Origin of the sequence: Oribacterium sp. WCC10, from assembly GCF_900113415.1 — a bacterium.
Classification (GTDB): Bacteria; Bacillota; Clostridia; order Lachnospirales; family Lachnospiraceae; genus Oribacterium.
The window spans coordinates 75,466-99,450 of sequence record NZ_FOPH01000014.1; the positions used below are offsets into that span (position 1 = coordinate 75,466).

Sequence of the window (23,985 nt, forward strand, 5' to 3'; positions counted from 1 at the left end):
GAGGGACTTAATGAGTTCTATAACTTTTGTGATCGGAGCAACTGCTTCTGGAAAATCATTTTATATAAATGAAATGTTTTCGCAGGAAGACGTAGACATTTTAAATGCATATGATTATCAACAAAGAGCATATGATGAGGCAGGGTATGAAGACGCAAGTCCAATTTCTGTGCAGAAGAAATGTGTTACGAAGGCTAATAGTATGCTTCTCGAAGATATTTTGAGAGACGTTAAGGCAGGCAAGAAAGTTGTTGTAGAGCAGACCTTCTATAAGGCCAAGCGACGTATTGCATATATTGATGAAATCAGGAAGTGCGGTGATGTGACTATAGATGTCCATGTAATGTGCCCTGATGATGATCGGTGGAAGATGAATATCCAAAAGCGTGGATTAGATGATCGGTTTGAATATTATAAAGCTATTGAAGCAGAAATAGAGTTTCCAAACCCAAGTGAAGGGTTTGACAATATCTTTGCTGTAAAAAATGGCAAAACTGTCCTTAGAATGGATGATCCTAAGCCTGAAATAGTTGATATAGCAAGAAAAGAGCTACAGAAAGAAGCAGAGATGATTAAGGCTGAAGATGCTAGGAGAGAAGAAAAGGAAAAACTCATAGAGTCTATGAAAAAAAGACCTTTTTGGCATTATTGTGAGGTCTGTGGAAAAAAAGAATATATAACTGCTGAGCAGGCATATATGAGTGGATGGGATTATCCTCCTCACATTGGGATGTTTGGAGTGCTTAGTCCAAGAACATGTGGTAATTGCTCTGACATGGATACTCTATGGGCAAAGTTTATTGCAAAAGATGAATCGAATTGTTTTACTACATCAGAATTAAATGAGTCAGAACGGAAGACATTGCAAAGAATTAAGGGAGAACCTGAAAGCTTGCTGACAGAAGATGCGTGGGATTTATGAATAGCAGTTAAAAGAATGTAGCTTATGAATTCGGGAATCGAAAACAATAATAGAAATAGTATTAAATATCGCCCTATTACATTTGATTCAGCTAAGAAAATGTTCACATACTTGCAGGATGTTGGGGATTTATATAGTCCTGATGAACGTATCTATGTATTTAACTATAGTGAATCTGGAGCGCTTGCGGTGTATAGGATTTGTGAGCTAAGAGCCAAGGTCATTAAGGGTTCCGGTGGACATGCCCTCTAACTTCAAGTCTGTCGATCTAATTGAATATTGAACGTTACATAGCAGTTATCTCAATCGAGGTAGCTGCTTTTTTACACTCGAAGAGGTAGATAATCACAAGGTGTAATGATATTATTGAAGGGAATTATGGAGATTATTGTATGAGTAGTTTGATTAAAATAGATACTGAATATAAAAACTGGATTACGGAAATATCGAATCGCTTCAGGCAGACGCAAATTAAAGCCGCTGTGAAAACTAATAGTGATATGCTCAGGTTCTATTGGTCTCTTGGCAGAGATATTGTTGGAATGAGTGAGAAAAATAATTATGGATCTGGCTTTTATAAAACAATTAGTGTGGATTTAAAAGATATTTTCCCTGATATCAAATCCTTTTCCCCAACAAATCTTAAATATATGCGTTATTTTTATGAAATGTATCCAACAGCCCCAAATCGTCAACAGACTGTTGATGATTTTGATAATATAGTAAATCGTCAACAAGCTGTTGATGATTTTGGGTAGGATATAATTTTTTATATTCCGTGGGGACATCATGTGCAGATACTTGGAAAATGCAAAAGCAATCCTCAGAAGGCGCTATTCTATGTAAAGAAAACATTAGAGAACAACTGGTCACGAGATGTTCTCTTGAATTTCCTTGCTACTGATTTATATGAGAGAGAAGGTAAGGCAGTGACCAACTTCGCAATGACACTGCCAGCAGAACAAAGTGATCTTGCGCAGGCTATGACAAAAGATCCATATAGATTTGATTTCTTGACTTTGAGAGAAAAATATGACGAAAAAGAACTCAAGAATGCGCTTATCAATAAGGCTGAGAAGTTTCTCATAGAACTAGGTACTGGTTTTGCGTATATGGGAAGAGAGGTCAGAATTGAAGTCGGTGAAACTGAAAAGTTTATTGATATGCTCTTCTACAATACCAAAAGACACTGTTATGTTGTATTGGAAGTGAAAACAGGTAAGTTTGATTCTTCGTATGCAGGACAGCTTGGCACATATGTTGTAGCAGTAAATCATCAGATAAAATCAGAGCAAGACAATCCTACAGTTGGATTATTAATATGTAAGGATCTTGATAAAGTAGAGGCTCAATATGCATTGGAATCAAGTAGTCAGCCAATCGGTGTATCTAGTTACGAGCTCTCAAAATTGATTCCTGAAGAGTTCAAGGGAAGTATGCCAACTATTGAAGAAATAGAAGCAGAATTTGGTGACATTGATTAATAATGAATGTTGCATAGAACAGTTATTTTGAAAGAGATAGCTGTTCGTTTTTTATTGCAACTTTTGAATGTGTATTCCGTGATGTAGGCGGATTCGATATAATGATAGACAGTGACATAAATAAATCGGCAGTTTGTATGGCTCTTTTGCTAAAGAAAGAGCGCGGCAACTTCAAGTTTGTAAGAGGCAAGCTCTTGATAAAGTCATCAAATAATAATATGAAACACATGATTAAATTTATATTGATGCTCTGTGTTGTTTTTTCTCTTTCAGGGTGTTGGAGCAGGAACGATAAAACATCTTACGATCCAAAGCTTATAGAAAATATTGTCGAAGAAATGGCGGTGGATTACGGTACCTACGGTGCGGAGGCAAATGACAGAATAAATAAACTGTTAAAAAAACTGGCCGAAGAAGATGAAGTAGCAGGAACAAGATGGAATGAAATCATGGATTTATGGAGTTCCGATGAACTCGGTCAGCCAATTCATTACGGTGTCCTGCCGGACGATCTACCTGATACGGATGAGCTTTGTATCGTTGTCCTGGGTTTTCAGTTGAATCCTGACGGAACAATGAAAGAGGAACTTGTTGAGCGCCTTACCGTTGCTCTTAACAGTGCAAAAAAGTATCCGAATGCGTATATTGTCTGCACGGGAGGAGGAACAGCTTCCGAGAATGAATCCGCTTCAGAAGCCGGTGAGATGGCGAAGTGGCTTATTGAACAGGGAATTGAGAAAAAGCGTGTCATTGTGGAGGACAATTCCATAACCACTGCCCAGAATGCAATTTTTACCTATGACATTCTGACATCGCTCTATCCTTCAGTAAAGAAACTTGCAATCGTGTCGAGCGACTATCACATTGCGACTGGGGAGCTGCTTTTTAAGGCTGAGTCGATCCTCAGGGCAAATGCTTCTGGCAACGAAAAACTTGAAGTAGTTTCAAACGCCGCGTGGAAGGCTCCTTCCGGTTCACTTTCTACCATGTTTCAGGCGGGAGCGTTAATAGAGCTGTTCGGGGACGTGGAAACGGCCTTCGATATCTACTATGACAATTATGATATCCACGGGCTGCCTCTGCTTCATTGAGATATTATACAGATTAAGCATAATTACTATCTGGAGGAAAGATTGTGACAATAGCAGAGATTTTGAGAAAGATGATTGCTTATTCCAATGGCAACATTCATGATATCGACCATCTTATCCGCGTATGGACATATGCAAAAACCATCGGAGAATTAGAAGGGATTGATAAGGACACACAGTTTATCCTTGAAGTTGCCGCAATTGCCCACGATATTGCCTGTCCCCTCTGCCGTGAGAAGTACGGAAATACAAACGGCAAATATCAGGAGGAAGAAGGTGTTCCACTTACGAAAGAATTACTTTCCGACTGTGACATGAGCGAAAGTCAGATTGAACGTGTTGCCTATCTTGTTGGGCATCACCATACCTTACAGGAGATCGACGGCATAGATTATCAGATCCTTATAGAAGCAGATTATATAGCAAATGCTACGGAAAACGGGTACAGCCGGGAAAACATCGAGAATTTTATGAGTAAAATAATGAAAACAGAAAGCGGAAAAAGACTGGCACAGGACATATTTTGTCTGTAAGAGAAGTCCAGCTTGAAAGGATAAAGGAAAATGAGGACACGGGAAGAAGCTATTGATGACATGATACTGGCACTTATGTATCTTACACGTTTTAATGACGGAGAAGGCAGGACTTTTAATGAACTTGCGTGGAAGAACTATGATTTTGATGCGATAGATAGGCTTGATAAGGAAGACCTTATAATTAATCCAAAGAATAAGTATGCATACCTTACGGAAAAGGGCCGTGAGAGAGCAAGACGTATGCTGTCAGAACTTGATGTAAAAGAACCGGGGATATATAAACGTTTTGAGTTTTGTGAAATCAAACCTGAGCTATCAGATGAAGTTGTGAAGATCGAACAGATATGCTTCCCTCCAAATGAAGCATGCACCCCGGAACATATGAAGGCACGTATCAAAGTTGCGCCGGATCTGTTTTTGGTGATTAAAGACAGGGAAAATGATGGAAAGATTGTAGGATTCCTGAACGGCATAGCAACAAATGAACGTATATTCAGGGATGAATTTTTCACTGATGAAAGCCTTCATGAGCCTGATGGAGAAACAGTAATGATTATGGGCCTTGACGTCCTTCCGGAGTACAGAAAAATGGGCCTCGCCAGGGAGCTTGTTTTCAATTATTGCAGGAAAGAGCAGGCTCGCGGACGGAAGAGACTTGTACTGACATGTCATAAGGAAAAGATAAAAATGTACAGGAAGTTTGGATTTGATGACCTGGGAGAGTCCGCATCCGAGTGGGGCGGTGAAAAATGGCATGAGATGGAGATAAGACTTAATTTCTAGATGAATTGAGGCGAAAGATACATAATCGAAAGAACATATGAGATTTTTTGGAATTCCATTAGGTATGTGGCTTTTGTATAAGCAAAGCTTTAGAGATAATCTGGTAAGCGTTCTTGGTTTTTCTGATACAGAGGCTGACGAAACCATAAAATCAGCGAAACCAAGATATAAGAAAATCATTGGGGAGCTTCCTGAGTTTGTTCCTGCTATGTGTCATCTGGACTATACAATGAATGACATGGGCGGAACGTCTACGTTTGTGAGAAAATATACACTGGCATCAGGTGGACAGTATTGTGACTACGGGTACAAGAAGAAATAATAGAAAATATCGGACGTGGAAAATTGTAATGGCGGACAAGATTCAGAAAGCATATAGGGCATCAAAGAACATATATGATGATGTGATCACTCAGGGAAGGTTCCTAAGCAAAATGTATATTAAGATCTTCTGGAGCGGAACTGATGACAATGAGATAGCTCGTAAGGTTCTTTCTTATATTCCTGATAATATCAAAGGAACAATACTTGAAATGGGTTCCATGCGTTTCCTGATAAGGAAAAAGCATTCAGAGAGACGAACAGAGTATTAAAAACTGGCGGGAAATTCATCGCTTGTTTTTACATAAAAGGAAAGACAAGTTTATCAGACTGGCTTGTAAATACCATACTTTCAAAGAAAGGCTGGTTTACTCCTCCGTTTCATACCGAGGAAGAGCTTATAAAAATTCTGGAGCATATGTACAAGGACATTGACATTCATGTTGATGGTTCAATGGTGTATTTCTGCTGTACGAAGTAGCAAAACAGTAGATATTAGAAATGATAGAAAGTGTTTAAAAGGAGGTAATCGATGGTTAGAAAGATAGTACGTGATCCCATGTTCCTACAGCAGAAGTCAGAACCAGCAACAGAAGCTGATAAGGAAATAGTTCAGGACCTTATAGATACTTTAAATGCAAATCTGGAAAGATGCGTCGGCATGGCAGCAAATATGATTGGAGAACGTAAGCAGATCATAGTGGTTGCGGTAGGGCCCATAATTATCCCGATGATAAATCCTGTGATCACAAATAAATCAGGAAAGTATGAGACGGAAGAGGGATGCCTTTCTTTAGATGGTGTACGTTCATGTACCCGATACAAGGAAATAGAAGTGGATTTTCTGGATCAGAACTTCCAAAAGCAGCACGGTAAGTATAGTGATTTTGTTGCACAGATAATACAGCATGAGATCGCACATTTCGAAGGCACGTTGATATGATGCGTGTTGGATTTGTACTTTTACAAGAAGTTCAGGTTTGAGAGGGTAATGAAATGATTCAGATATTTGGTACGAAGAAATGCAACGACACTAAGAAAGCACAGCGTTTCTTTAAAGAACGAGGCATAAAGTTTCAGTTTGTTGACATGAATGAAAAAGGTCTTAGCAAGGGGGAATTTACTTCCGTAGCACAGGCTAACGGTGGCATTGAGAACATGATAAACTCTGATGCCAAGGATAAAGATACCCTGGCACTTATAAAGTACATCGCAGAAGAAGACAAGCTGGAAAAGATACTTGAGAATCAACAGGTGATAAAGACTCCTATAGTGAGAAACGGAAAGCTTTCTACTATAGGATATCAGCCGGATGTATGGAAAAAGTGGGAGTGAGATAAATATAGTCACTAATTACAATAAAGAATGATTATAAATATATAAGATTTTTTATATTCAATGTTGTGGCTATTTTTTGGGGGGTAGAATAAGATGATAGCTCAGAGAGTAGAGAAACATCTGATAAAACATAATAGTCCGTTCTACTCAATGTTCTGTGACTTTACCCATAAATCAAAGAATCTCTATAATCATGCAAACTATCTAGTCCGTAGCGAATTTGTCAAAAATGATAAATGGCTTCGGTACGGAGATATGGATAAGCTGTTAAAAGCAGATCTTGAATTTGATGATTACAAACAGATGCCTACCGCTCAGTCGGCTCAACAAATCCTTCGCTTATTGGAAAAGGACTGGAAGTCATTCTTTACGGCTATTAAAGACTGGTCTAAACATAAAGACAAGTATCTGGGGAGACCAAAACTCCCCAGTTATAAGCCAAAGGATGGCAGGCATCTTCTGATACTCACAAATCAGAATGTAAAGCTGAAGGGTAATGTACTTTGTTTTCCAAAGGCATTTAATGGCTTTGCATTAAGACCAAGATTTGTAGTATTAGAGAACTTTCAGTCGTTTCAACAGGCTAGGATCATCCCAGGCTACAGACATTTTGTTGTAGAGCTTGTCTACAACATCAATGTTCCTGATACAGCGATGGATGATAATGGAAAATATCTCAGTATTGACATTGGCGTAGATAACTTAGCAACCATTACAAACAACATTGGTAAAACACCAGTTGTCATCAATGGTAAAGGTCTTAAATCAATGAATCAGTACTATAACAAGATGATTTCACATTATCGTGAAGTTGCCAAAAAGATGAATGATTCTGATTTTACTAACAAAATGGCTGCTCTAACGAGAAAACGTAATCACAAGATTGATGACTATATGCATAAAGCAAGCAGATATGTCATTGAGTATGCGGTTTCCATGGGAACAAATACTATTGTGGTCGGCCATAATAAAGAGTGGAAACAGGATTCCAAACTCAGCAAGGCCGTAAATCAGTCTTTTGTAGGGATACCTCAAAAGCGGTTTATAGAGATGGTACAGTACAAAGCTCAGGACATAGGATTAAATGTAATCCTGCAGGAAGAGTCTTATACAAGCGGTACAAGCTTCCTGGATAAAGAAGAACCTGTAAAAGCTAATTACAATAAGTCAAGACGGGTCTCAAGAGGATTATTTGTAAGTAATAATGGTATTAAGATAAACGCCGATATAAACGGCTCGTATCAGATACTAATGAAGGTATTCCCTAATGCGTTTGCAGAAGGGATAGAGGGTGTTGCGTTACACCCGGTTAGAGTAAACGTAGCGTAAGCTCGTTGACTAATAAATATTTTATTTATCAAAGTTCTTTAATATTAATTAACATTGATGAATAAAACAATAACGTAGGATGGCGAATTATATAAATGCTGTTTCAGGCATTTACACCAAATTATCCAAAGGTAAACGAATATATGGATTTTAAACACTTTAACTGCATAGTGGTATTCAATAAAGAAAAAGATTCAGTTCTTTTTTGCAAACGAATGAAAGATCCTTATAAGAGTCTTTACAACTTTGTAGGCGGAAAGGTTGAACCCGGAGAGTCCTCTGATAAAGCGGCATACCGTGAGCTTCAGGAAGAGACCGGAATAAGCGAAAAAGATATAGACCTGTATCGTTTAATGGATTTTACCTACTATCACCAGCAATTTGTTCTTGAAATATATGTTGGGATCCTTGAGAAGGATATTGATCTTCGGGAAGAGATAAATCCACTTGAATGGCTTAGTTTCGATCATGATTTTACGGACAGGACCCGCTTTGCTGGAGATCAGAACATCGGGCATATCATAAATGTTGCGTTGATGTATCCTATTCCTGAGAAGACCACGGTGAATAATGAGGGATGTAATAACGAGGATGGTTGTAGAACAACTATAGAAGAATATTTTGACATCACGGATGAAAGAGGCTTTCCTACCGGAAAGATTGTTTCAAGATCTGAGGCACATGACAAAGGAATTCTCCACAGGACTGCACATATCTGGATCATAAGAAAAATGGGTGATTCACATCAGGTGCTTCTACAAAAGAGAAGTGCCAATAAGGATTCATTCCCTTCTATGTATGATACTTCTTCTGCCGGCCATATAACGGCTGGAGATACACCTTTAGAGTCTGCAGCCAGAGAATTAAAAGAAGAGCTGGGCATAGAAGCAAAGCAGGATTGTGAGTTCAAATTAGTCGGCAAATTTCGTATAAAATACGAGAAAGAATTCCACGGAAAGATGTTCCGTGATAACGAGGTGGCTTTTGTCTATATTTATGATGAACCGGTTGATGAGACAAAGCTTGTGCTTCAGGATAACGAAGTTGAAAACGTAAAGTGGTTTGATGTAGAAGAGGTTTATGAAGGGTGCATCCACAGGGATGGGACATTCTGCGTGCCGATGGAAGGCTTGGAACTTATAATGGAATATCTGAAAAGATAATAGGCAAGAGTGTTTCCTACCGGAGAGGAGTACTCCATGAATAAGAAAAAAGGCAATAACTGGACTGCATATCATGATAAGGATACAAATCGGTATTTTGCAGAAATTTAAATATGAGATGCTTGAGTATACCATTGAATAACATTTCATCGTACTCATAATGAATTTTGCAAATGTTCAGATCTTCGCAGGAGCTCCATTCCCTGCATTTCTGTTTGCATTTTTCGGTACATTTATTCCGATGTATGTTCTTTGCTTTGTGATAGCTATGATATTTATTCCCATCGCTCAGGGAGCAGCAGGAAAAGCCTGTACAAAATAATAATGCATAAATCCGGGAGATAAATCATATTTCCCTGATTTTTGTCGATATTAGAATAAGCAGATATTATAGATCATCCAGTAAACGGGGTTTTAGAGCAGATCTATGATGGTATCAGAGGAGATGCGCCGATGCGTTCGTTGCGAACAAGGATAACTGTTACAGTGCTATGGGTAATATTCGTGGCCCTTTTGGTTGCCACGTTATTAAGCGCGCTCTTCATACGAAGGACTGAGAGGCGGAAGTCAAATCAGCTTTTGCTATTGTTGTGTGAAACCGGTGAACGGAGTCTCGATTACTATTTTGACAGCGTCCAGAACTCGGTTATAAAGGTCACCTCCTTCGTGGAAGAGGACCTTAACGGAATAAGTGACGAGCAGCTTGAGCAGCATATGGAAAGAGCCAGAGATTATTTTGGCATGATGGCTTCCAAGACAAAAGGCGTCCTGACTTATTACTATCGTATCGATCCGTCAATCTCTACAAAGGTAAAAGGGTTCTGGTATACGAATCTCACAGGCACGGGTTTTGAAGAGCATGAAGTGACCGATATCACTCAATATGACGTGGATGATACTTCAAAGCTTGTATGGTTCACTGTTCCTAAGCATGAAGGGAGGTCCATATGGCTGCCTCCTTATGTCACGGATAATCTCGATGTACGTGTTATATCCTATGATGCACCGGTTTACTATAATAAAAAGTTCATCGGTGTAGTTGGCATAGAAGTCGACTATTCGACTATGGCCGACGAGGTCAACGGTATCCGGCTTTATGAAAACGGATATGCCTTTCTTAGTGACACTGATGGTAAGCTTTTCTATCATCCGCGTATAGATGTAACGGAACAGACGGAAACAGTCTATGAAATTCCCTACAAGACCATAGGTGATGGTAATTTTGTACAGTATACTTACGATGGAGTGGATAAGGAGGCTGTCTGGCTTCCGCTCAGTAACGGCATGCGTCTTAATGTTACGGTGCCGGTTTCCGAAACGCAGGGTGACTGGCAGGGGATGGTTTTAAACATTGTCATAGGCGCAGTTTTAGTGCTTGTGGTAGCGAGCCTGTTTTTGATGTACTACACAAGGCGTATAACCAGACCGCTGGAACAGCTGACCGAGGCGGCAGAACAGGTGGATAAGGGAAATTATGATTTTGTTCTGTCCTATGATGAAGATGATGAACTGGGCAGACTCACCAGGGCTTTCAAAAATCTGTCGGGTAATGTAAAGGCTCATATCGGCGACCTGAATGAGCAGGTATATATCGATGCCCTGACCCATGTAAAAAACAAGGGGGCCTATAATAAATTAGTCGAAGAACTGCAGGAAGAGCTGGATAACGGGGATGTAGCTCCAAAGTTCGCAATCGGGGTATTTGACTGTGACGGACTAAAGATGATCAATGACCGGTACGGACATGATAAGGGCGATGAATATCTGAAAACTGCATGCCGTACGATAAGTGAGATTTTTAAGCACAGTCCTGTGTTCAGAATAGGCGGAGATGAGTTCTCTGTTATTCTGATAAATAAGGACTACCGCAACATGGATTCGCTTTTTGAGCAGTTCGACAAGATGACGGATGAGATCAATGCTTCGGCCATTGAGCCGTGGGAGCAGGTATGTCTGTCAAAGGGCTTTGCAGTTTTCGACCCGTCAGATGACAGTACGGTTGTCGCTGTGGCCCAGCGTGCAGATAAGCTCATGTATGAGAATAAACGGCAGAGGAAAAGCTGCAGGTAGATATGTCATAATGACTTCGAAGACTGCCATCGGGGATGACCCCTGGAAGGTTTTTGACATTTAACATTTCCATCGATATTCTCTTGGTTACATTCCGAATTTCTCCCTGAAGATTTTATGGAAGTAGCTGGTATTTTCATAGCCTACCGTAAAGCTGATATCCATGATGGAGAGACTTGTGTTCTCCAGAAGAAAAGCCGCAGTCTTCATACGCTTTTGAATGAGAAGGTCCTTAAAGGTCATGCCGGTATTTTTCTTTATGATACGGCTCATAGTGTAGATATCTATGCTGTTCTTTTCGATAAAAACGGAAAGGGCAGCATTTTTGTATTCTGTCTCGATGTAGTTCAGAAGCCTGATGATGAGGTTTTGTTCATAGGAGTTTTCTGGTACGCGAATGTTTACCGCCTGCTCAACCAGATGATCAAAAAGCAGCGTCATACTCTGCTGTGCAAGATTTCTCGTATAAGCCGGATTGTTAAGCATTATCCAGATGAGGCTTTCCGAGCTTGAGGGACAATGGAAGAAATATCAGAAAGCCTATCTGTATTCAAAGGATATTGAGTATTCAGATACCTGTAAGGCTGTATATGAAATAATGAATAGATTGAATAATCTACTCAAACTTCCCACATTAAAAGTGGGCCTTGAACCTTGAAAACTCTATATTCTAGGCTATAGAAATAATCTTACGCCACTTTATAGTTGCTCGTTAGCGCATCCTGCATATATTCAGGTAACCTAAAGAAAAAATACTTATAGATTTCCTCAACCTTTTCATCAGTGATGTGTAGTGCATTTTTTATACTTAAAGTTATTGCCTCAATCAGTATAAAGACCGAATGCTGGTAAGTAACATCATCCATTTCGCTAAGAAGCATTGAAATAAAAAAGCTATGGCTAATCCTGCTCACAAGGATTTGGCTGATGGGTGTACTCGAAATAATACCGGCCCCACTCCCGCAATTCAGTGATCAGAGGAATCAGTGTTTTTCCGAGTTCTGTAAGTGAATACTCTGTCTTTGGCGGTACGATGGGATATACCTCACGATGAATCAGCTGATCTTCCTCAAGCTCACGCAGCTGAAGCGTCAATGTATGCGCTGTTGCTTTAGGAATTAATCGTTGAAGCTCATTGAAGCGTTTTTCTCCATCGATAAGGTGCCACAGGATGATGGGCTTATACTTTCCTCCGATAAAGCACATAGAAGCTTCAATTGTGCAATTGAATTTTTTGCCAGATTTCATATTTCCTCCTCACAGTATCAAAAATGATAGTACCTATCTATTTTTAGAGTACTTGTACAGAACAATGATATGCCCTAAAATATAGCAAATCTATTTTCATGTCAATGGGAGCGAAGTCAATGAAAGAGTTTCGTTTTGCAGTCAAAAATACGATTCCTATTTTTTTTACATATCTGTTTATCGGTATTGCGTTTGGTATACTGATGAGCGATGCTGGTTATAGCATTTTACTCACCACTGCTTCCAGCTTATTTATTTTTGCCGGATCTATGCAGCTTCTGATGGTTCCAATGATGACTTCCGGAGCATCCCTGACCTCACTTGCGTTTATGGCTTTCTTCATCAATGCCCGCCATATTTTTTATGGCATCGGTTTTATCGAGAAATTCCGCAGAATGGGCTGGCGTTATCCGTATATGATCCTGACTCTGACCGATGAAACATACTCTGTTCTCTGTTCTGTAAAGTATGAGGCAAACCTTGATGAAGATAGGGCCGCGTTCATGATTGCCATGCTTGACCATTTATACTGGGTATTCGGATCTTTCATAGGCGCCTGTGCCGGACAATTCCTGCAATTTGATATGAGTGGGATTGATTTTTCCGCTACAGCATTTTTTTTGATTGTAGTCGTTAACCAATGGCAGCAGTATCGTTCCAAATTACCTTTCTTAACGGCGGCTGTCTGTGCGCTGGGATTTTACCTCTTACTCGGAAAAGAGTATTTCCTGATTCCCACCATGATTACCTGTCTTATCGCACTGATACTGCTCCGCAGACCCATTGAAATAAAGGAGGGCATCCCGAATGAATAATACGGCTTATCTGATTGCAGTCATTTCCGTTATTACAATTGTCACATGGATTCTTCGTGCCTTCCCGTTCTTGCTATTCGGCAGCAGACCGTTGCCTAAAACGATACAGTATCTAGGCAGTGTGCTTCCTCCCGCAATTATGATGGTACTTGTAATTTATTGTCTTCGGAATATGAACATCGGACAGTTCCCATACGGGATTCCGGAACTCATCGCCTGTACATTAATTGTCATCCTGCAACTCATAAGGAAAAACATGTATTTGTCTATCATTGCCGGAACTGCTTGTTATATGGTATTAATTCGTGTTGTGTAAGTACCTTACTTAAACTACTTCCCACACCCCAAAGGTGCGATGTCCACTATTTATGTGGGAAGTCTGAGTAATCTATAATTTAATGAAAGTATAGTCATGGTAAGAGAAATTCTGGAGAAGTAGTCTATACCCGAGATTTCTCATAATAAACCTGAGCCAAAGGTGGATATGCTTCTTGATATCCAGGCAATGATAGCCAAGGGAAAAGGATCTGGCTATGAACGCTGGGCCAAGGTTCATAACATCAAGCAGATGGCACAGACACTTCTGTTTCTGGAAGAACATGGTCTCAGAGATTATGATGAACTCTCAGAAAAAGCCAAGGTAGCCACCGAAAGATTTGGAGAAATCACTGAGAAGCAGAAAGCTCTTGAAGAAAGACTTGTGGAGATAGCTGCACTGAAAAAGCATATCATAAACTATTCCAAAACTAAGGACACTTATGCCGAATATCGCAAGAGCGGTTATAGCAAAAAGTTCTTTGAAGAGCACAGGGAAGCTATCACTTTCTGCAAAGCAGCAAAGGAAGCCTTCTCCAAAATTGAGGGAAAACTTCCTAAGATCAAAGAACTGAATCAGGAATACAGCGAAGTCCTTCAGGAAAAGAAAAAGACCTATGCCGAGGGTCCTCGGTGCCCTGCTTGCCACGATTTGCCAAATAATGTTGGACAAACGGAATATTAAAAAGAGCAAATTTTTGTTATAATAATTTTTTGAAAGTATTATGTTAAATATACAATAGGTGGCAGTATGATAGATATATATACAGAGAAAAAAGAATCAAAAGACTGGATTCTTCAAAATGATCTATATTTTAATCTAAATACAAGTAATGAAGACCTTTCCGATGAAGACATTAAACTTATCAAACAAATTGATGGTGCCAAGATAACACCTGATAAGCATATAGAAACAAAGTATGGCATAGGAACAATTCGTAATTTGTCTTCCGGGTGCAAGACATTGCTTAATATCGTGAAACATCCTGAAAAAGTAGTATGTGTTGAAGAATGTGGTCCAAATGTTTTGCAAGTAATATTCACTATGGATGATATCAAGATATATATGTCGAGGCCTTCTCTTTTTGCTATACCTAATGATGTAAAAATCAGATTTAACGATACAGATGTTGTCACAGGTGGAACCGGATATCAAAGATGGTGGAGCAGAGAGTATGAAAGGAGAGAAGCACTTGATTTATAAGAAGATAATATTTAAAGCGGATCCATTTTCATATGATCTGGAGTTTGATGACAGAATAACACTTGTAGGTGGGGATAGTGGAACAGGGAAAACGGTTCTCTATGAAATCCTGGAAGATTTAAGACTTACCGATGAATATAAAGCTATTAAACTTTTTAACTATAAATCAGATGATATTGTTACATCCATAAAGCTGTGCAGACATAATTTTATAGTGGTGGATAATGCAGATATTTTGCTTGATGATGATATCAAAAAATTTATCAACTTTGAATTTTCCAATCAGTACATGCTTTTTTCAAGAAATTGTGATGGATTAAATGTATCTGATAAAAGTTTTAAGGTATTAAAACTTAACGATAACAGGATCACATTGGAAGAGGAGCTTTGATATATGAAATATCTGTGGACGGAAGATACCGGAGCGGGACTTCATTTCTGGGAATTAGTCAACAGACTTATTTTTGATGGAACTCTTAAAGTTGAAAGCAAATTTAGTAATCAAGGTATTTTGGATGCACTGGATGATTTAAACCTGAATGATGAAGATAAGTACTATATTGCATTTGATTATGTGGTTGACAATCAAGACATTCGCAATAAGTATAGACTGTTGAAATCTATTTCCGATGTATCTGATGGAAAGATCATAATACTTGATATGATTTGCTTTGAGTACCTGATTCTGGCATTTGATAAACTGGTTCAATGGACCGGGTCAGGAAAAACAGATAAAATCAGAATGAGAGAGGATATACTAGCTGCTGTTGAGAATCATAGGATAAATCTGTCAAAAATAGAAAATGAAAAGACTCTACAGTATTTATCCGGATTCAAGAGATTTTCAACAGAACGTGTGATGAAATCTCTGACAGGTTAATTGACGGAAAACGAAAAGTGGTCTATAAAGGGAAAGCTAATGGGCGAATGTTGGTACAAAGACTGCTGTGTGTCTGATCGCCCTGAAAAAAATAAGTGTGGTAATCCAGAAATCAGAGATGGAAATGAGAAGATGAAGGAACTGTTTCAATCGGAAACCATAAATAGAATTATCTCTACTATATGAAGCAGCATTATGCCGGATAGTAAAATGACAAGGATAGTACAGAATGATTCTTGCAAAAAAAACAAAAGATCTATGGTGAATACAAGCTAAGTTTCCGGGTGGATGGCATTTTCAAATGCTATTTGCCCGCTTTTTAATTCTCAATTGAGCTTGCCACGTTTGTCCCGAATTCCAGATGACATTTACAAACCTGTCCTTTAAATCGTGCAGGATGATATAATAGGAAACATTATGAGCGAAACAACAGAGTATTATGATAATAATGCTGAGAACTATGCTGATAGCACGGCGAATATCGATTTCTCCGAAATGCAGGATGCATTTCTTTCAGAAATAAAGGTGGGAGCTTCCATCCTTGACTTCGGTTGTGGCAGCGGACGGGATTCACTATATTTTCTGCAAAAAGGCTATAATGTTACTGCTCTGGATGGCTCATCCGCAATGTGCAGAATTGCCCGGGAGAAGACCGGAATTCCCGTAATGGAAATGGACTTCAATGATTTTGATGAGCTAGATAAATATGACGGTATTATGTATGATAATGAAAGCTGAGGGATGTCTCTCAGCTTTTTGAAATCAGAAAAAGCTTTTTGACTTGTATGTTATTGATGTAGTCAAAACGTAAATGGATGGTCATTGATGCAGAAAATCAGGTGCGTAGTTGAGAGAATCACATATCAGAATCCTGAGAACGGGTACTCAGTTCTTAAGTGTAAAGTGAAGGATTATACAGAACTGGTCACAGTCATTGGCAACATGCTGGATGTCAATGTGGGATCAGTTCTTTTGATACACGGAAACTGGAAGGTTGATACTAAGTACGGTAAACAGTTCATGGCAGATACTTGGGAGGAAACACTTCCGGCGACTGTTTATGGGATGGAGAAATATCTCGGTTCAGGGCTCATAAAAGGAGTAGGTCCAAAATTTGCTCAAAGGATCGTAAGAAGATTTGGTATTGATTCCTTTACTGTGATCGAAGACAACATTGAACTTCTTATAGAGGTTGAGGGGATCGGAACCAAACGTATACAGATGATTGCCGAGTCCTGGCAGAAACAGAAACAGATAAAGAACATCATGTTGTTCCTTCAGGATCATCAGGTCAGCACATCCTATGCTGCAAAAATATTCAAACAGTATGGCAATGAAAGCATTACAGTCATGAAGGAAAATCCATACAGGCTCGCTGATGATATCTGGGGCATAGGTTTTAAGACGGCCGACCAGATCGCAATGAAGCTTGGCTTCGGGAAAGAATCCTACATGCGTCTACGAAGCGGCCTGATGTTTACATTATCTGAGCTTTCTAATGATGGTCATGTATATGCAGAGCGAAAGCAGCTTATTGACAGGGCAAAAGAGCTGCTTGAGGCATCAGAGGAAACAGTCATAAGTACCCTCGATGATATGATCAAGAAAGAGGAGCTGATCCTTGAACAGAATATCATAAAGAAAGATGCTGAGGGAAACAGCATTATACCGATATACCTTCCGCCTTTTTACTATGCAGAAATAGGTGTTGCATCAAAGCTTAAAAAGATTAGTGATTCCCCGGCACAAGATAAGCTGTATGCAAGGCTTACGGAAGCAAGGAAGAAGACCGGGAACAATGAATTATCCGTTGATGTTGGTGCCATAGAGAAGATAACAGGTATGTCTTATGATGACATCCAGGCAGATGCCATAAGGAAGGCTGCCACAGCCAAAGTTATGGTACTTACAGGCGGCCCCGGTACGGGAAAGACCACAACAACTCATGGAATAATCTCTGCTTTCAAGGCTTATGGGCTTAAGATACTTCTTGCAGCACCTACAGGGCGTGCGGCTAAAAGGATGACAGAAACTACAGGAATGGAGGCAAAGACCATCCACAGACTTCTTGAGTTTAAACCGCCAGAAGGATATCAGAAAAATGAAGAAAATCCACTTGAAGGTGATGTTCTTATTATCGATGAATGCTCTATGATAGACATTATTCTGATGAACTCCCTCCTTAAAGCAATCCCGGCAACCATGAGACTTATATTGGTTGGCGACATTGACCAGCTTCCGTCAGTTGGTGCCGGTAATGTCTTACGTGATATCATAGATTCCTCTGCATTTCCTGTGATAAGACTAACCCGGATTTTCAGACAGGCGCAGACCAGCTGTATCATCATGAATGCCCACAGGATCAATGAGGGTAAGATGCCGGACATAAGTAACCGAAAGGATACGGATTTCTTTTTTATTCAGAACGAAGATGCCGAAGCAGTTTCCGGTGAGATAGTAAAGCTTGTTCAGAACAATCTTCCGAAATACTACCATGTGGAGCCATCACAGATACAGGTGCTTACTCCAATGCAGCGAGGTGTTGTTGGAGCCACAAGCCTAAACCTCTCACTTCAGGAGGCACTTAATCCTGCTGATGAAGAGATATTTATGAAAGGCAGGGGCAAAGTCACCATGCCTAAGCCAAGCCTTCACCGCAGCGGTTATGTCTACAGGGCAAACGACAAGGTGATGCAGATAAAGAATAACTACGATAAGGAAGTCTTTAATGGAGATATCGGTATCATTGAGTCTGTAAATGACACAGACAGAACCCTGAAAGTTAACTTTGACGGACATATTGTGGAGTACGATGTCAGCGAACTGGATGAGCTTGTCCATGCCTATGCCACAACCATACATAAAGCACAGGGTTCAGAATACCCTATCGTCGTCATGCCGATCCTTATGAACCATTACATAATGCTCCAGAGGAATCTTATCTACACAGGTATAACTCGTGCAAAAAAGATCCTTGTGTTGGTCGGCACAAAGAAGGCCTTGTCATATGCAGTCAGAAATGTGACAGTGTCAAAGAGAAATACTATGCTGAAAGAACGGCTGAAATAAAAAAATTCGGGATAAATACATGCGGATTAACTGTATTGATTTATAAATAATTGCAAATATTCAGACAATTTAAGTGGCCTTTTTAAAGTACACCTCATCGTTTATTGTATAGTCAGAAACAGATCAGAAATGAAATCTGATAGTAACTGGTATATAGAACGAGGAGGTGTTTTTATGTTGAATGAAATGCCAGAGGTACATAGAGAAGATAATGACGAGAAATAATTCCGGGAGGCGGCAGATGATAAGGCGTATTATCTACTGGTTAAACAGAAAGAAAAGAATCCAGGAGAAGAGATGCGGACAGTGTTGTCTGACATGTCCATTTTATGAAGAGTGCAGCGGGGACAGATAGAGTTCGGTACAAGGATGTTAACGCCAATTCATTGTATGAGGTGAAATCATGGAAGCATGTTTAGGGATAGGCAGCTAATAAGTAGTAAATGAGCTATCAAAATCACTGATGATTATTCGGATTCAGCCGATATATCTAATGATAAGCATTATGTAATTATTTTGAAGTAAATCATTATAGTTATTTAAGCATAACAAACGAAAACTGGATAATTAAATCATTATGTCAAAAATAGAAAAGAAGAAAATATTACTACCTTTAATAATAGTTCTTTTTTGTGTTTATATAGGATTCAGTATCAGCAATAAAAAAGTACCTGATTTTCAAGATGATATATCGGAATTGACATACAGCTATGAAGAGATACCGCTTGAGAGAAATGGCATAGCTCTGCATCTTGATTGTACGAAGACAGAAGGAACAGAAATTGATAACAATATCCTTTTGATACATGGATTGACTTATTCATCTCATGAATTTGATATCGACTATAAGGATTATAGCCTTGTACGGTTCCTTGCCAGTAAAGGATATGCTGTGTGGAGACTTGACATTGCGGGATATGGACGATCAGGCGTAGTTACAGATGGCTTTATGCCTGATTCTGATTATGCAGCTGAAGATATCGATGCTGCTGTAAATAAGATTTGTCAGGTAACAGGACAGGAGAAAATCGACCTACTCGGATGGAGTTGGGGGACAGTAACAAGCAGCCGGTTTATAACAAGCCATCCGGAGCATGTAGAAAAGCTCGTTTTATATGCGCCCATTCTATGCGGAATTGGTGAATATGAAGTAACGGAGCCATTTCATCATAATACATGGGAACACGCTGCTGATGATTTCCAAAAGAACGAAGATGGAACATTTGACCAAACGATTACAGATCCGATAGTGATAGAGCTCTTATGTTCAAGCTCATGGCATTACGATGGTGAATCAAGTCCTAACGGTGGTCGTCAGGATCTTTGTGTGGACAAATCGCAGTCTTTGATAGATCTTGAGAAAATCTCTGTTCCTACACTTGTCATATGTGGCGATAAAGATCCGTATTTAAACAATGAACAGATAAATTCCTGTCTTGCCTACCTTCCGGAAGGCTCAGCACTGAAAATTATCGAAGGGGCATCACATGTTGCTTTCATCGAGGAACCATATTACAAGGAATTTCACGAGAGAGTTATACAATTCCTGAATCAAGAATAGGATATTGAAGCAAACAGCTTATAAAAGATGATTTAGAGAAAAAATATAACCGTTATATCGAAATACGTTTCATAACAAAGGATAAGGTTCATAAAATCACACAAAAGACAATTAAAAATGATTCAGATATTGCCAAAGGACTATCTGCTATATTTGGCTTATTAAAATGAACTTTGGCAATTATGCACAAATAAACAATAATGTCCTCAAAAGCACATGGCAAAGCAGTAGACTATAACTTCATTTGTCTTTGATACTGTAAAGTCGATTGAGTCAGGCCACAGACAACGTGTTTGATAGCTATTATATTCATCATTGTATAATTGGAAAACAGAAAGCCGGGATCACTCCTGGCTTTCTGTTATTTCAAGGATTCTTTCAGCCTTTGCAAAGAATTCTTCAAGGCTGTAGTACCCACTTTTACGAAGGATTTCTTTCCCTTCAAAGTAGAGGATAGTTGTTGGAACTCCAAATACTTCATGCTGAGCTGTCTCGGTTTGGAAATCTTCTACAGGTACATATCTTTCTACAACTGAAGGATGTGTGGTGCCACATCCTTTTATCTGTGAAAAAAATTCATTGAAATTCTTGCCCTTAACGGGTTTCATAATCATCAATAAGTCTCGTTGGATTCTTCGCTTTAAGGATTCATAAAGCAATGACTGTCTTGATTCCATACTGTCTTACTAAAGTCTATCCTGTCGATAATATGTACATGAACTGTTTACTTTAATTCTATGGTGGCTATCTAAATTCCGGAATTGTCTGATGAGATTCCATAGCTGTCTAATTAAATTACATTGAAAGTTGAAAACTGTCTAAAGAAAGTCCTTGCTTTTCGAACCGGTATACTTCCATTTCCGTTTTCTTTTATTGTAGACATTCTGTTGAATCAAGAGAAATGTAACTAAATAAGGCCAACAAAAAAAGAACCTCGAATCAATGAAGCACACGCCATTTCATCTACCGTTCTTAGTTTCATCACGAATCGTTTCAGATCTGTGAAGCACACGCCACAGCTCTTTGACTTGTTTACATTGTATCGGTTTTTATACAATGAGTCAACGTGAAAATAATTTTTATTTTTCGCCAAAATGATTTCATATAGTAAACCAGGGAGGCTGCTAATTAATGGAAAAACCAAATTCCAAAGGACGTATATTAGCCCTATTACGATATCTGCAGGATGAAACAAATGAGGAACATCTGGCAGATAAGAAAACCATAATGAAAGCCCTTCAGGATAAAGGGTATTCGATTACCAGAAATACATTGGATGACGACATTGATCTGTTTTGGCAAGAATACGTTCAAAAGGTGACTAGGCTTTGTTCGGTGGATTTACTACCAAAGAGATGAAATAACGTCTTGGAGTCAAGGATTCAAGACCCTTGGCAGATTTTTTGCCTACACTTACAACAGCAGCCAAGAATCTTGCAACAGAGATGACAAATTACAATGTTGAAGAAAAGGATTTACAAGGGGAGTCTGCTATAACGGTTGAACATGTTGACAACAACAGTTCAGTAAGAGAGATGCTGGGGCAAAGGGGAATCAAACCGGAGAATCTTCCTCCTTCTGAGGATATTAGAAAACTGGAAAGAAGAGTACAAAAGGAAGATAAGCAACTTGCTAAGAAATCGGGGAAACTTCATGAATAGAATCAGTCTGTTTAGAACCACAATATTGATTGAAGACAAGGTATACTTATTAGCAAAGGATGTCTGGAAAGCACTTGGATGCAAAAGCATAGAACAGTTACAAGGTGAATATCCTGAAATAGTTAAACATATTAAAGAATTACCAGCCTTGGTTTTGGAATGCGATTTTAATACTATCTTAACGTCCGATATAGAAGCACTGAAAGCTTTTGGAATGATTGCTTAAAAATCGTGGATAACCTCCACGATGATACAAAAATAACATATAAGACGTTTATAAAAGACACGCCGGAGAAATGAATTTGACATTCTCAGACGTGTCTTTTTGTGTATTTCAGAGGAGGATGAGACGTTATACTTAACGTAATAATGCCGATAATTTTTCTATATAATTAATTATCTTGAAAAATGGTCATTGATTTAATAGGAGGAAAATGATGAAGATCACAAGCTTTAACCCGCTGATATGTACGAGACACGCAGATGAAATTGTCAAAATATTTGAGGAACTGGGATTTGAGACGACCCACGTGAAAGAAAAGCTAAATGACGAGGATATTACAGAATTCCGCATGAAGGACGCAAATGGTTTCCATGTCGATGTCTCTTCGGCCGGCGATAAGCTTCCCATGCCGAATGACATTACGGTGATTCGTATCAATGTCGATGATTTTGACGAAGCAATGAAATATTTTACGGACAAAGGATTTTTTAATCCAATGGGAAACAGAATCATCGACGGTGGATCTTCGAAGGATGCGATTCTGTTTGCACCTTCCGGGTTTGGAATCAGGATCATTCAACATATCAAGAATCACGATTGAGGAAAGAAACATCATAATAGGAGGAGAATATTATTGTTATGTATGAGTTTTAACCGGAGTGCTTTTTTATATTCTCAGACGTGTCTTTTTATGTATTCCAGATGAGTATGAGACTTTGTCTGAAGATACATAGAGATTAGGTATTTGAGGAGTCAGTATCCTGCATCATGCCGGTTCTTTTCGCTACGCAGAAAGATCCTACATGTACACTGCTCATGCTAAAGCAGGAGTTGAAAAAATGAAGAACAGTGTGACATTAATTAGAGAATTTTGCGATCTCATATTAGCTACTCATAGCTATTTACACAATTAGGGCATTGATTTCACATTGTCTGGCAAAGAATTCAGGAAGAATGGTATCTTAAAAGGGATAAGTGAAACCGGTATCATTCGGAAAATAAACATACCTTTAAATGTCCGATTTAGAGTGAGTTCCAAATTGAGTAAAAGACGTCAGATAGATTTGTATCAGGGAACATATGGATGCTATTCATAATGATCTCATTTGGTATCCTTCGTATATTCAGATTAATAATGTCATTACAAGAGGAATTACATTTAATACATTTTGGATGGCTGCTTTATTTATCGAAGAATTGATAAAACAAATGGAAAATGCGACTATTGATGATTTCGAAAACGGTATGATCATACATAATCGTCACTTCACATTCAATAAAGCTCAGTTTAAATCAAAACGTGTAGGTATATGTTATGCCTAATATGTGTCTAAAACTTTGGTACAGTGTTACATTCAAATCTGTTAAGTGTCTTGAATTATCTTATGGAACAAAAAACTTAGATTGGTGAATTATGGATGTAATATAAAAATGGAACAGTGCCGGAATATTATTTTTTGTGAGTTATAAAAACACAGTCATTACTATAGAAATTAATTCCATTTCGTTTATAATAAAAAAAGATAAGTTAATGTCTTTTTTACGAAAGGGATTTGAGTATGGATAATGAAGACGTAAAGGTTGTAGAGCAGCCAAAAGTTGAAGAACCAAAGAAGGAAGAAAAACCAGCACCAAAAACAACAGTTAAGAAGAGAGGACCTAAGCCAAAGGCAGATTCAACTCCTAAGAAGAAAACTACAAGAGCAAAGAAAGATGCAGCTGTAGAAGCAAAGAGGGATACTGCTACTGAGAAGAAAGCTACTGCAAAGCGTGGTCCTAAGAAGACTGCAGACAAGAAGCCAAAGACAGCTGTAACAGCAAAGAAGACTGCAACAGTTCCGAACTATAACTTCACAAGAACTGTATTTGAGTTCGATAAGAAGCAGTTCACAGAAGAGACAATCAACAAGAAGGTTCTTGAATACCTTGTTAAGCATCCGTATATTCATGCTGAAAAGATTGAGACATTCGT

29 protein-coding genes and 1 pseudogene are annotated in these 23,985 nt (G+C 38.8%); 27 read left to right on the top strand and 3 right to left on the bottom strand.

The features are described from left to right. The first annotated feature begins 10 nt into the window (after positions 1 to 10). The 13 genes and pseudogenes from BM294_RS10940 (at position 11) to BM294_RS11000 (ending at position 11,037) form a co-directional block, all read left to right on the top strand. Positions 11 to 922: an AAA family ATPase gene (locus BM294_RS10940; RefSeq protein WP_175494645.1), complete on the top strand. Its 912-nt coding sequence runs from the start codon at positions 11 to 13 to the stop codon at positions 920 to 922. 392 nt (positions 923 to 1,314) lie between these two features. Beyond that, positions 1,315 to 2,406: pseudogene (locus tag BM294_RS16710) on the top strand (PDDEXK nuclease domain-containing protein). A 101-nt stretch (positions 2,407 to 2,507) separates the two neighbouring features. After that, complete coding sequence (locus tag BM294_RS10955) at positions 2,508 to 3,497, top strand: YdcF family protein (protein WP_091208106.1); 990 nt, start codon at positions 2,508 to 2,510, stop codon at positions 3,495 to 3,497. Positions 3,498 to 3,541: 44 nt separating this feature from the next. Then, on the top strand, positions 3,542 to 4,030 hold the full coding sequence (locus BM294_RS10960; RefSeq protein WP_242944510.1) for an HD domain-containing protein: 489 nt from the start codon (positions 3,542 to 3,544) through the stop codon (positions 4,028 to 4,030). Positions 4,031 to 4,060: 30 nt separating this feature from the next. Then, entirely contained in the window at positions 4,061 to 4,816 is a 756-nt protein-coding gene (locus tag BM294_RS10965) for a DUF6429 family protein (protein WP_175494646.1), read from the top strand. A 37-nt stretch (positions 4,817 to 4,853) separates the two neighbouring features. Next, the gene (locus BM294_RS10970) at positions 4,854 to 5,138 is read left to right on the top strand and encodes an L-2-amino-thiazoline-4-carboxylic acid hydrolase (RefSeq protein WP_091208110.1); all 285 of its coding nucleotides are present in this window, start codon (positions 4,854 to 4,856) and stop codon (positions 5,136 to 5,138) included. Between the two features lie 28 nt (positions 5,139 to 5,166). Then, a complete protein-coding gene (locus BM294_RS16355; RefSeq protein WP_242944511.1) occupies positions 5,167 to 5,409 on the top strand; it encodes a hypothetical protein in 243 nt (80 codons plus the stop codon). Between the two features lie 260 nt (positions 5,410 to 5,669). Further along, the gene (locus BM294_RS10980) at positions 5,670 to 6,080 is read left to right on the top strand and encodes a peptide deformylase (RefSeq protein ID WP_036611181.1); all 411 of its coding nucleotides are present in this window, start codon (positions 5,670 to 5,672) and stop codon (positions 6,078 to 6,080) included. Positions 6,081 to 6,133: 53 nt separating this feature from the next. Then, entirely contained in the window at positions 6,134 to 6,472 is a 339-nt protein-coding gene (locus tag BM294_RS10985; RefSeq protein ID WP_036611179.1) for an arsenate reductase family protein, read from the top strand. A 96-nt stretch (positions 6,473 to 6,568) separates the two neighbouring features. Beyond that, positions 6,569 to 7,804 carry an RNA-guided endonuclease InsQ/TnpB family protein gene (locus BM294_RS10990; protein WP_091208113.1) on the top strand — a complete coding sequence of 412 codons (1,236 nt, stop codon included), beginning with the start codon at positions 6,569 to 6,571 and terminating at the stop codon, positions 7,802 to 7,804. Positions 7,805 to 7,947: 143 nt separating this feature from the next. Continuing rightward, the gene (locus tag BM294_RS16585; RefSeq protein WP_330389863.1) at positions 7,948 to 8,967 is read left to right on the top strand and encodes an NUDIX hydrolase; all 1,020 of its coding nucleotides are present in this window, start codon (positions 7,948 to 7,950) and stop codon (positions 8,965 to 8,967) included. Between the two features lie 160 nt (positions 8,968 to 9,127). Then, complete coding sequence (locus BM294_RS15950; protein WP_175494647.1) at positions 9,128 to 9,289, top strand: hypothetical protein; 162 nt, start codon at positions 9,128 to 9,130, stop codon at positions 9,287 to 9,289. Positions 9,290 to 9,420: 131 nt separating this feature from the next. After that, positions 9,421 to 11,037 (top strand): sensor domain-containing diguanylate cyclase, encoded by a 1,617-nt coding sequence (locus tag BM294_RS11000; RefSeq protein ID WP_091208116.1) that lies wholly within the window; start codon positions 9,421 to 9,423, stop codon positions 11,035 to 11,037. An 87-nt stretch (positions 11,038 to 11,124) separates the two neighbouring features. Here BM294_RS11000 and BM294_RS11005 read toward each other — a convergent pair whose 3' ends face one another. Continuing rightward, positions 11,125 to 11,523: a helix-turn-helix transcriptional regulator gene (locus BM294_RS11005; RefSeq protein ID WP_091208119.1), complete on the bottom strand. Its 399-nt coding sequence runs from the start codon at positions 11,521 to 11,523 to the stop codon at positions 11,125 to 11,127. Positions 11,524 to 11,937: 414 nt separating this feature from the next. Further along, positions 11,938 to 12,285 carry a winged helix-turn-helix transcriptional regulator gene (locus BM294_RS11015; RefSeq protein WP_031555611.1) on the bottom strand — a complete coding sequence of 116 codons (348 nt, stop codon included), beginning with the start codon at positions 12,283 to 12,285 and terminating at the stop codon, positions 11,938 to 11,940. 119 nt (positions 12,286 to 12,404) lie between these two features. On the opposite strand from BM294_RS11015, the gene BM294_RS11020 reads away from it, so the two are divergent. The 9 genes from BM294_RS11020 (at position 12,405) to BM294_RS11060 (ending at position 20,129) form a co-directional block, all read left to right on the top strand. Beyond that, positions 12,405 to 13,100, top strand: a complete 696-nt coding sequence (locus tag BM294_RS11020; protein ID WP_091208124.1) for an AzlC family ABC transporter permease — start codon at positions 12,405 to 12,407, stop codon at positions 13,098 to 13,100. After that, complete coding sequence (locus tag BM294_RS11025; protein ID WP_031555616.1) at positions 13,093 to 13,416, top strand: branched-chain amino acid transporter permease; 324 nt, start codon at positions 13,093 to 13,095, stop codon at positions 13,414 to 13,416. Before BM294_RS11020 ends, BM294_RS11025 begins: the two co-directional genes overlap by 8 nt. A gap of 168 nt (positions 13,417 to 13,584) precedes the next feature. After that, the gene (locus BM294_RS11030; protein WP_091208127.1) at positions 13,585 to 14,100 is read left to right on the top strand and encodes a hypothetical protein; all 516 of its coding nucleotides are present in this window, start codon (positions 13,585 to 13,587) and stop codon (positions 14,098 to 14,100) included. Positions 14,101 to 14,166: 66 nt separating this feature from the next. Then, positions 14,167 to 14,619 carry a DUF4869 domain-containing protein gene (locus BM294_RS11035; RefSeq protein ID WP_036612234.1) on the top strand — a complete coding sequence of 151 codons (453 nt, stop codon included), beginning with the start codon at positions 14,167 to 14,169 and terminating at the stop codon, positions 14,617 to 14,619. Further along, positions 14,591 to 15,010, top strand: a complete 420-nt coding sequence (locus BM294_RS11040; RefSeq protein WP_175494648.1) for an ATPase — start codon at positions 14,591 to 14,593, stop codon at positions 15,008 to 15,010. The genes BM294_RS11035 and BM294_RS11040 overlap by 29 nt, the downstream gene beginning before the upstream one ends. A gap of 3 nt (positions 15,011 to 15,013) precedes the next feature. After that, positions 15,014 to 15,499 carry a hypothetical protein gene (locus BM294_RS11045; RefSeq protein ID WP_242944512.1) on the top strand — a complete coding sequence of 162 codons (486 nt, stop codon included), beginning with the start codon at positions 15,014 to 15,016 and terminating at the stop codon, positions 15,497 to 15,499. Between the two features lie 417 nt (positions 15,500 to 15,916). Next, positions 15,917 to 16,237 carry a class I SAM-dependent methyltransferase gene (locus BM294_RS11050; protein WP_091208130.1) on the top strand — a complete coding sequence of 107 codons (321 nt, stop codon included), beginning with the start codon at positions 15,917 to 15,919 and terminating at the stop codon, positions 16,235 to 16,237. Between the two features lie 87 nt (positions 16,238 to 16,324). Beyond that, on the top strand, positions 16,325 to 18,568 hold the full coding sequence (gene recD2 / locus BM294_RS11055) for an SF1B family DNA helicase RecD2 (RefSeq protein ID WP_091208133.1): 2,244 nt from the start codon (positions 16,325 to 16,327) through the stop codon (positions 18,566 to 18,568). A gap of 577 nt (positions 18,569 to 19,145) precedes the next feature. Further along, entirely contained in the window at positions 19,146 to 20,129 is a 984-nt protein-coding gene (locus tag BM294_RS11060; RefSeq protein WP_091208135.1) for an alpha/beta fold hydrolase, read from the top strand. Between the two features lie 344 nt (positions 20,130 to 20,473). Here BM294_RS11060 and BM294_RS11065 read toward each other — a convergent pair whose 3' ends face one another. Continuing rightward, on the bottom strand, positions 20,474 to 20,743 hold the full coding sequence (locus BM294_RS11065; protein WP_091208138.1) for a YbbN family protein: 270 nt from the start codon (positions 20,741 to 20,743) through the stop codon (positions 20,474 to 20,476). Positions 20,744 to 21,260: 517 nt separating this feature from the next. On the opposite strand from BM294_RS11065, the gene BM294_RS15955 reads away from it, so the two are divergent. From BM294_RS15955 to BM294_RS11090, 5 genes are all read left to right on the top strand, one after another. Next, positions 21,261 to 21,488 carry a hypothetical protein gene (locus BM294_RS15955; protein WP_175494637.1) on the top strand — a complete coding sequence of 76 codons (228 nt, stop codon included), beginning with the start codon at positions 21,261 to 21,263 and terminating at the stop codon, positions 21,486 to 21,488. A gap of 32 nt (positions 21,489 to 21,520) precedes the next feature. Further along, positions 21,521 to 21,790 carry a hypothetical protein gene (locus tag BM294_RS11070; RefSeq protein WP_242944513.1) on the top strand — a complete coding sequence of 90 codons (270 nt, stop codon included), beginning with the start codon at positions 21,521 to 21,523 and terminating at the stop codon, positions 21,788 to 21,790. Then, positions 21,783 to 22,016: a hypothetical protein gene (locus BM294_RS11075; protein WP_091208141.1), complete on the top strand. Its 234-nt coding sequence runs from the start codon at positions 21,783 to 21,785 to the stop codon at positions 22,014 to 22,016. The genes BM294_RS11070 and BM294_RS11075 overlap by 8 nt, the downstream gene beginning before the upstream one ends. A gap of 208 nt (positions 22,017 to 22,224) precedes the next feature. Beyond that, the gene (locus BM294_RS11080) at positions 22,225 to 22,614 is read left to right on the top strand and encodes a hypothetical protein (protein ID WP_139225877.1); all 390 of its coding nucleotides are present in this window, start codon (positions 22,225 to 22,227) and stop codon (positions 22,612 to 22,614) included. A 958-nt stretch (positions 22,615 to 23,572) separates the two neighbouring features. Next, the coding region (locus BM294_RS11090; RefSeq protein ID WP_207648058.1) for a hypothetical protein at positions 23,573 to 23,985 on the top strand (413 nt) is incomplete at its 3' end.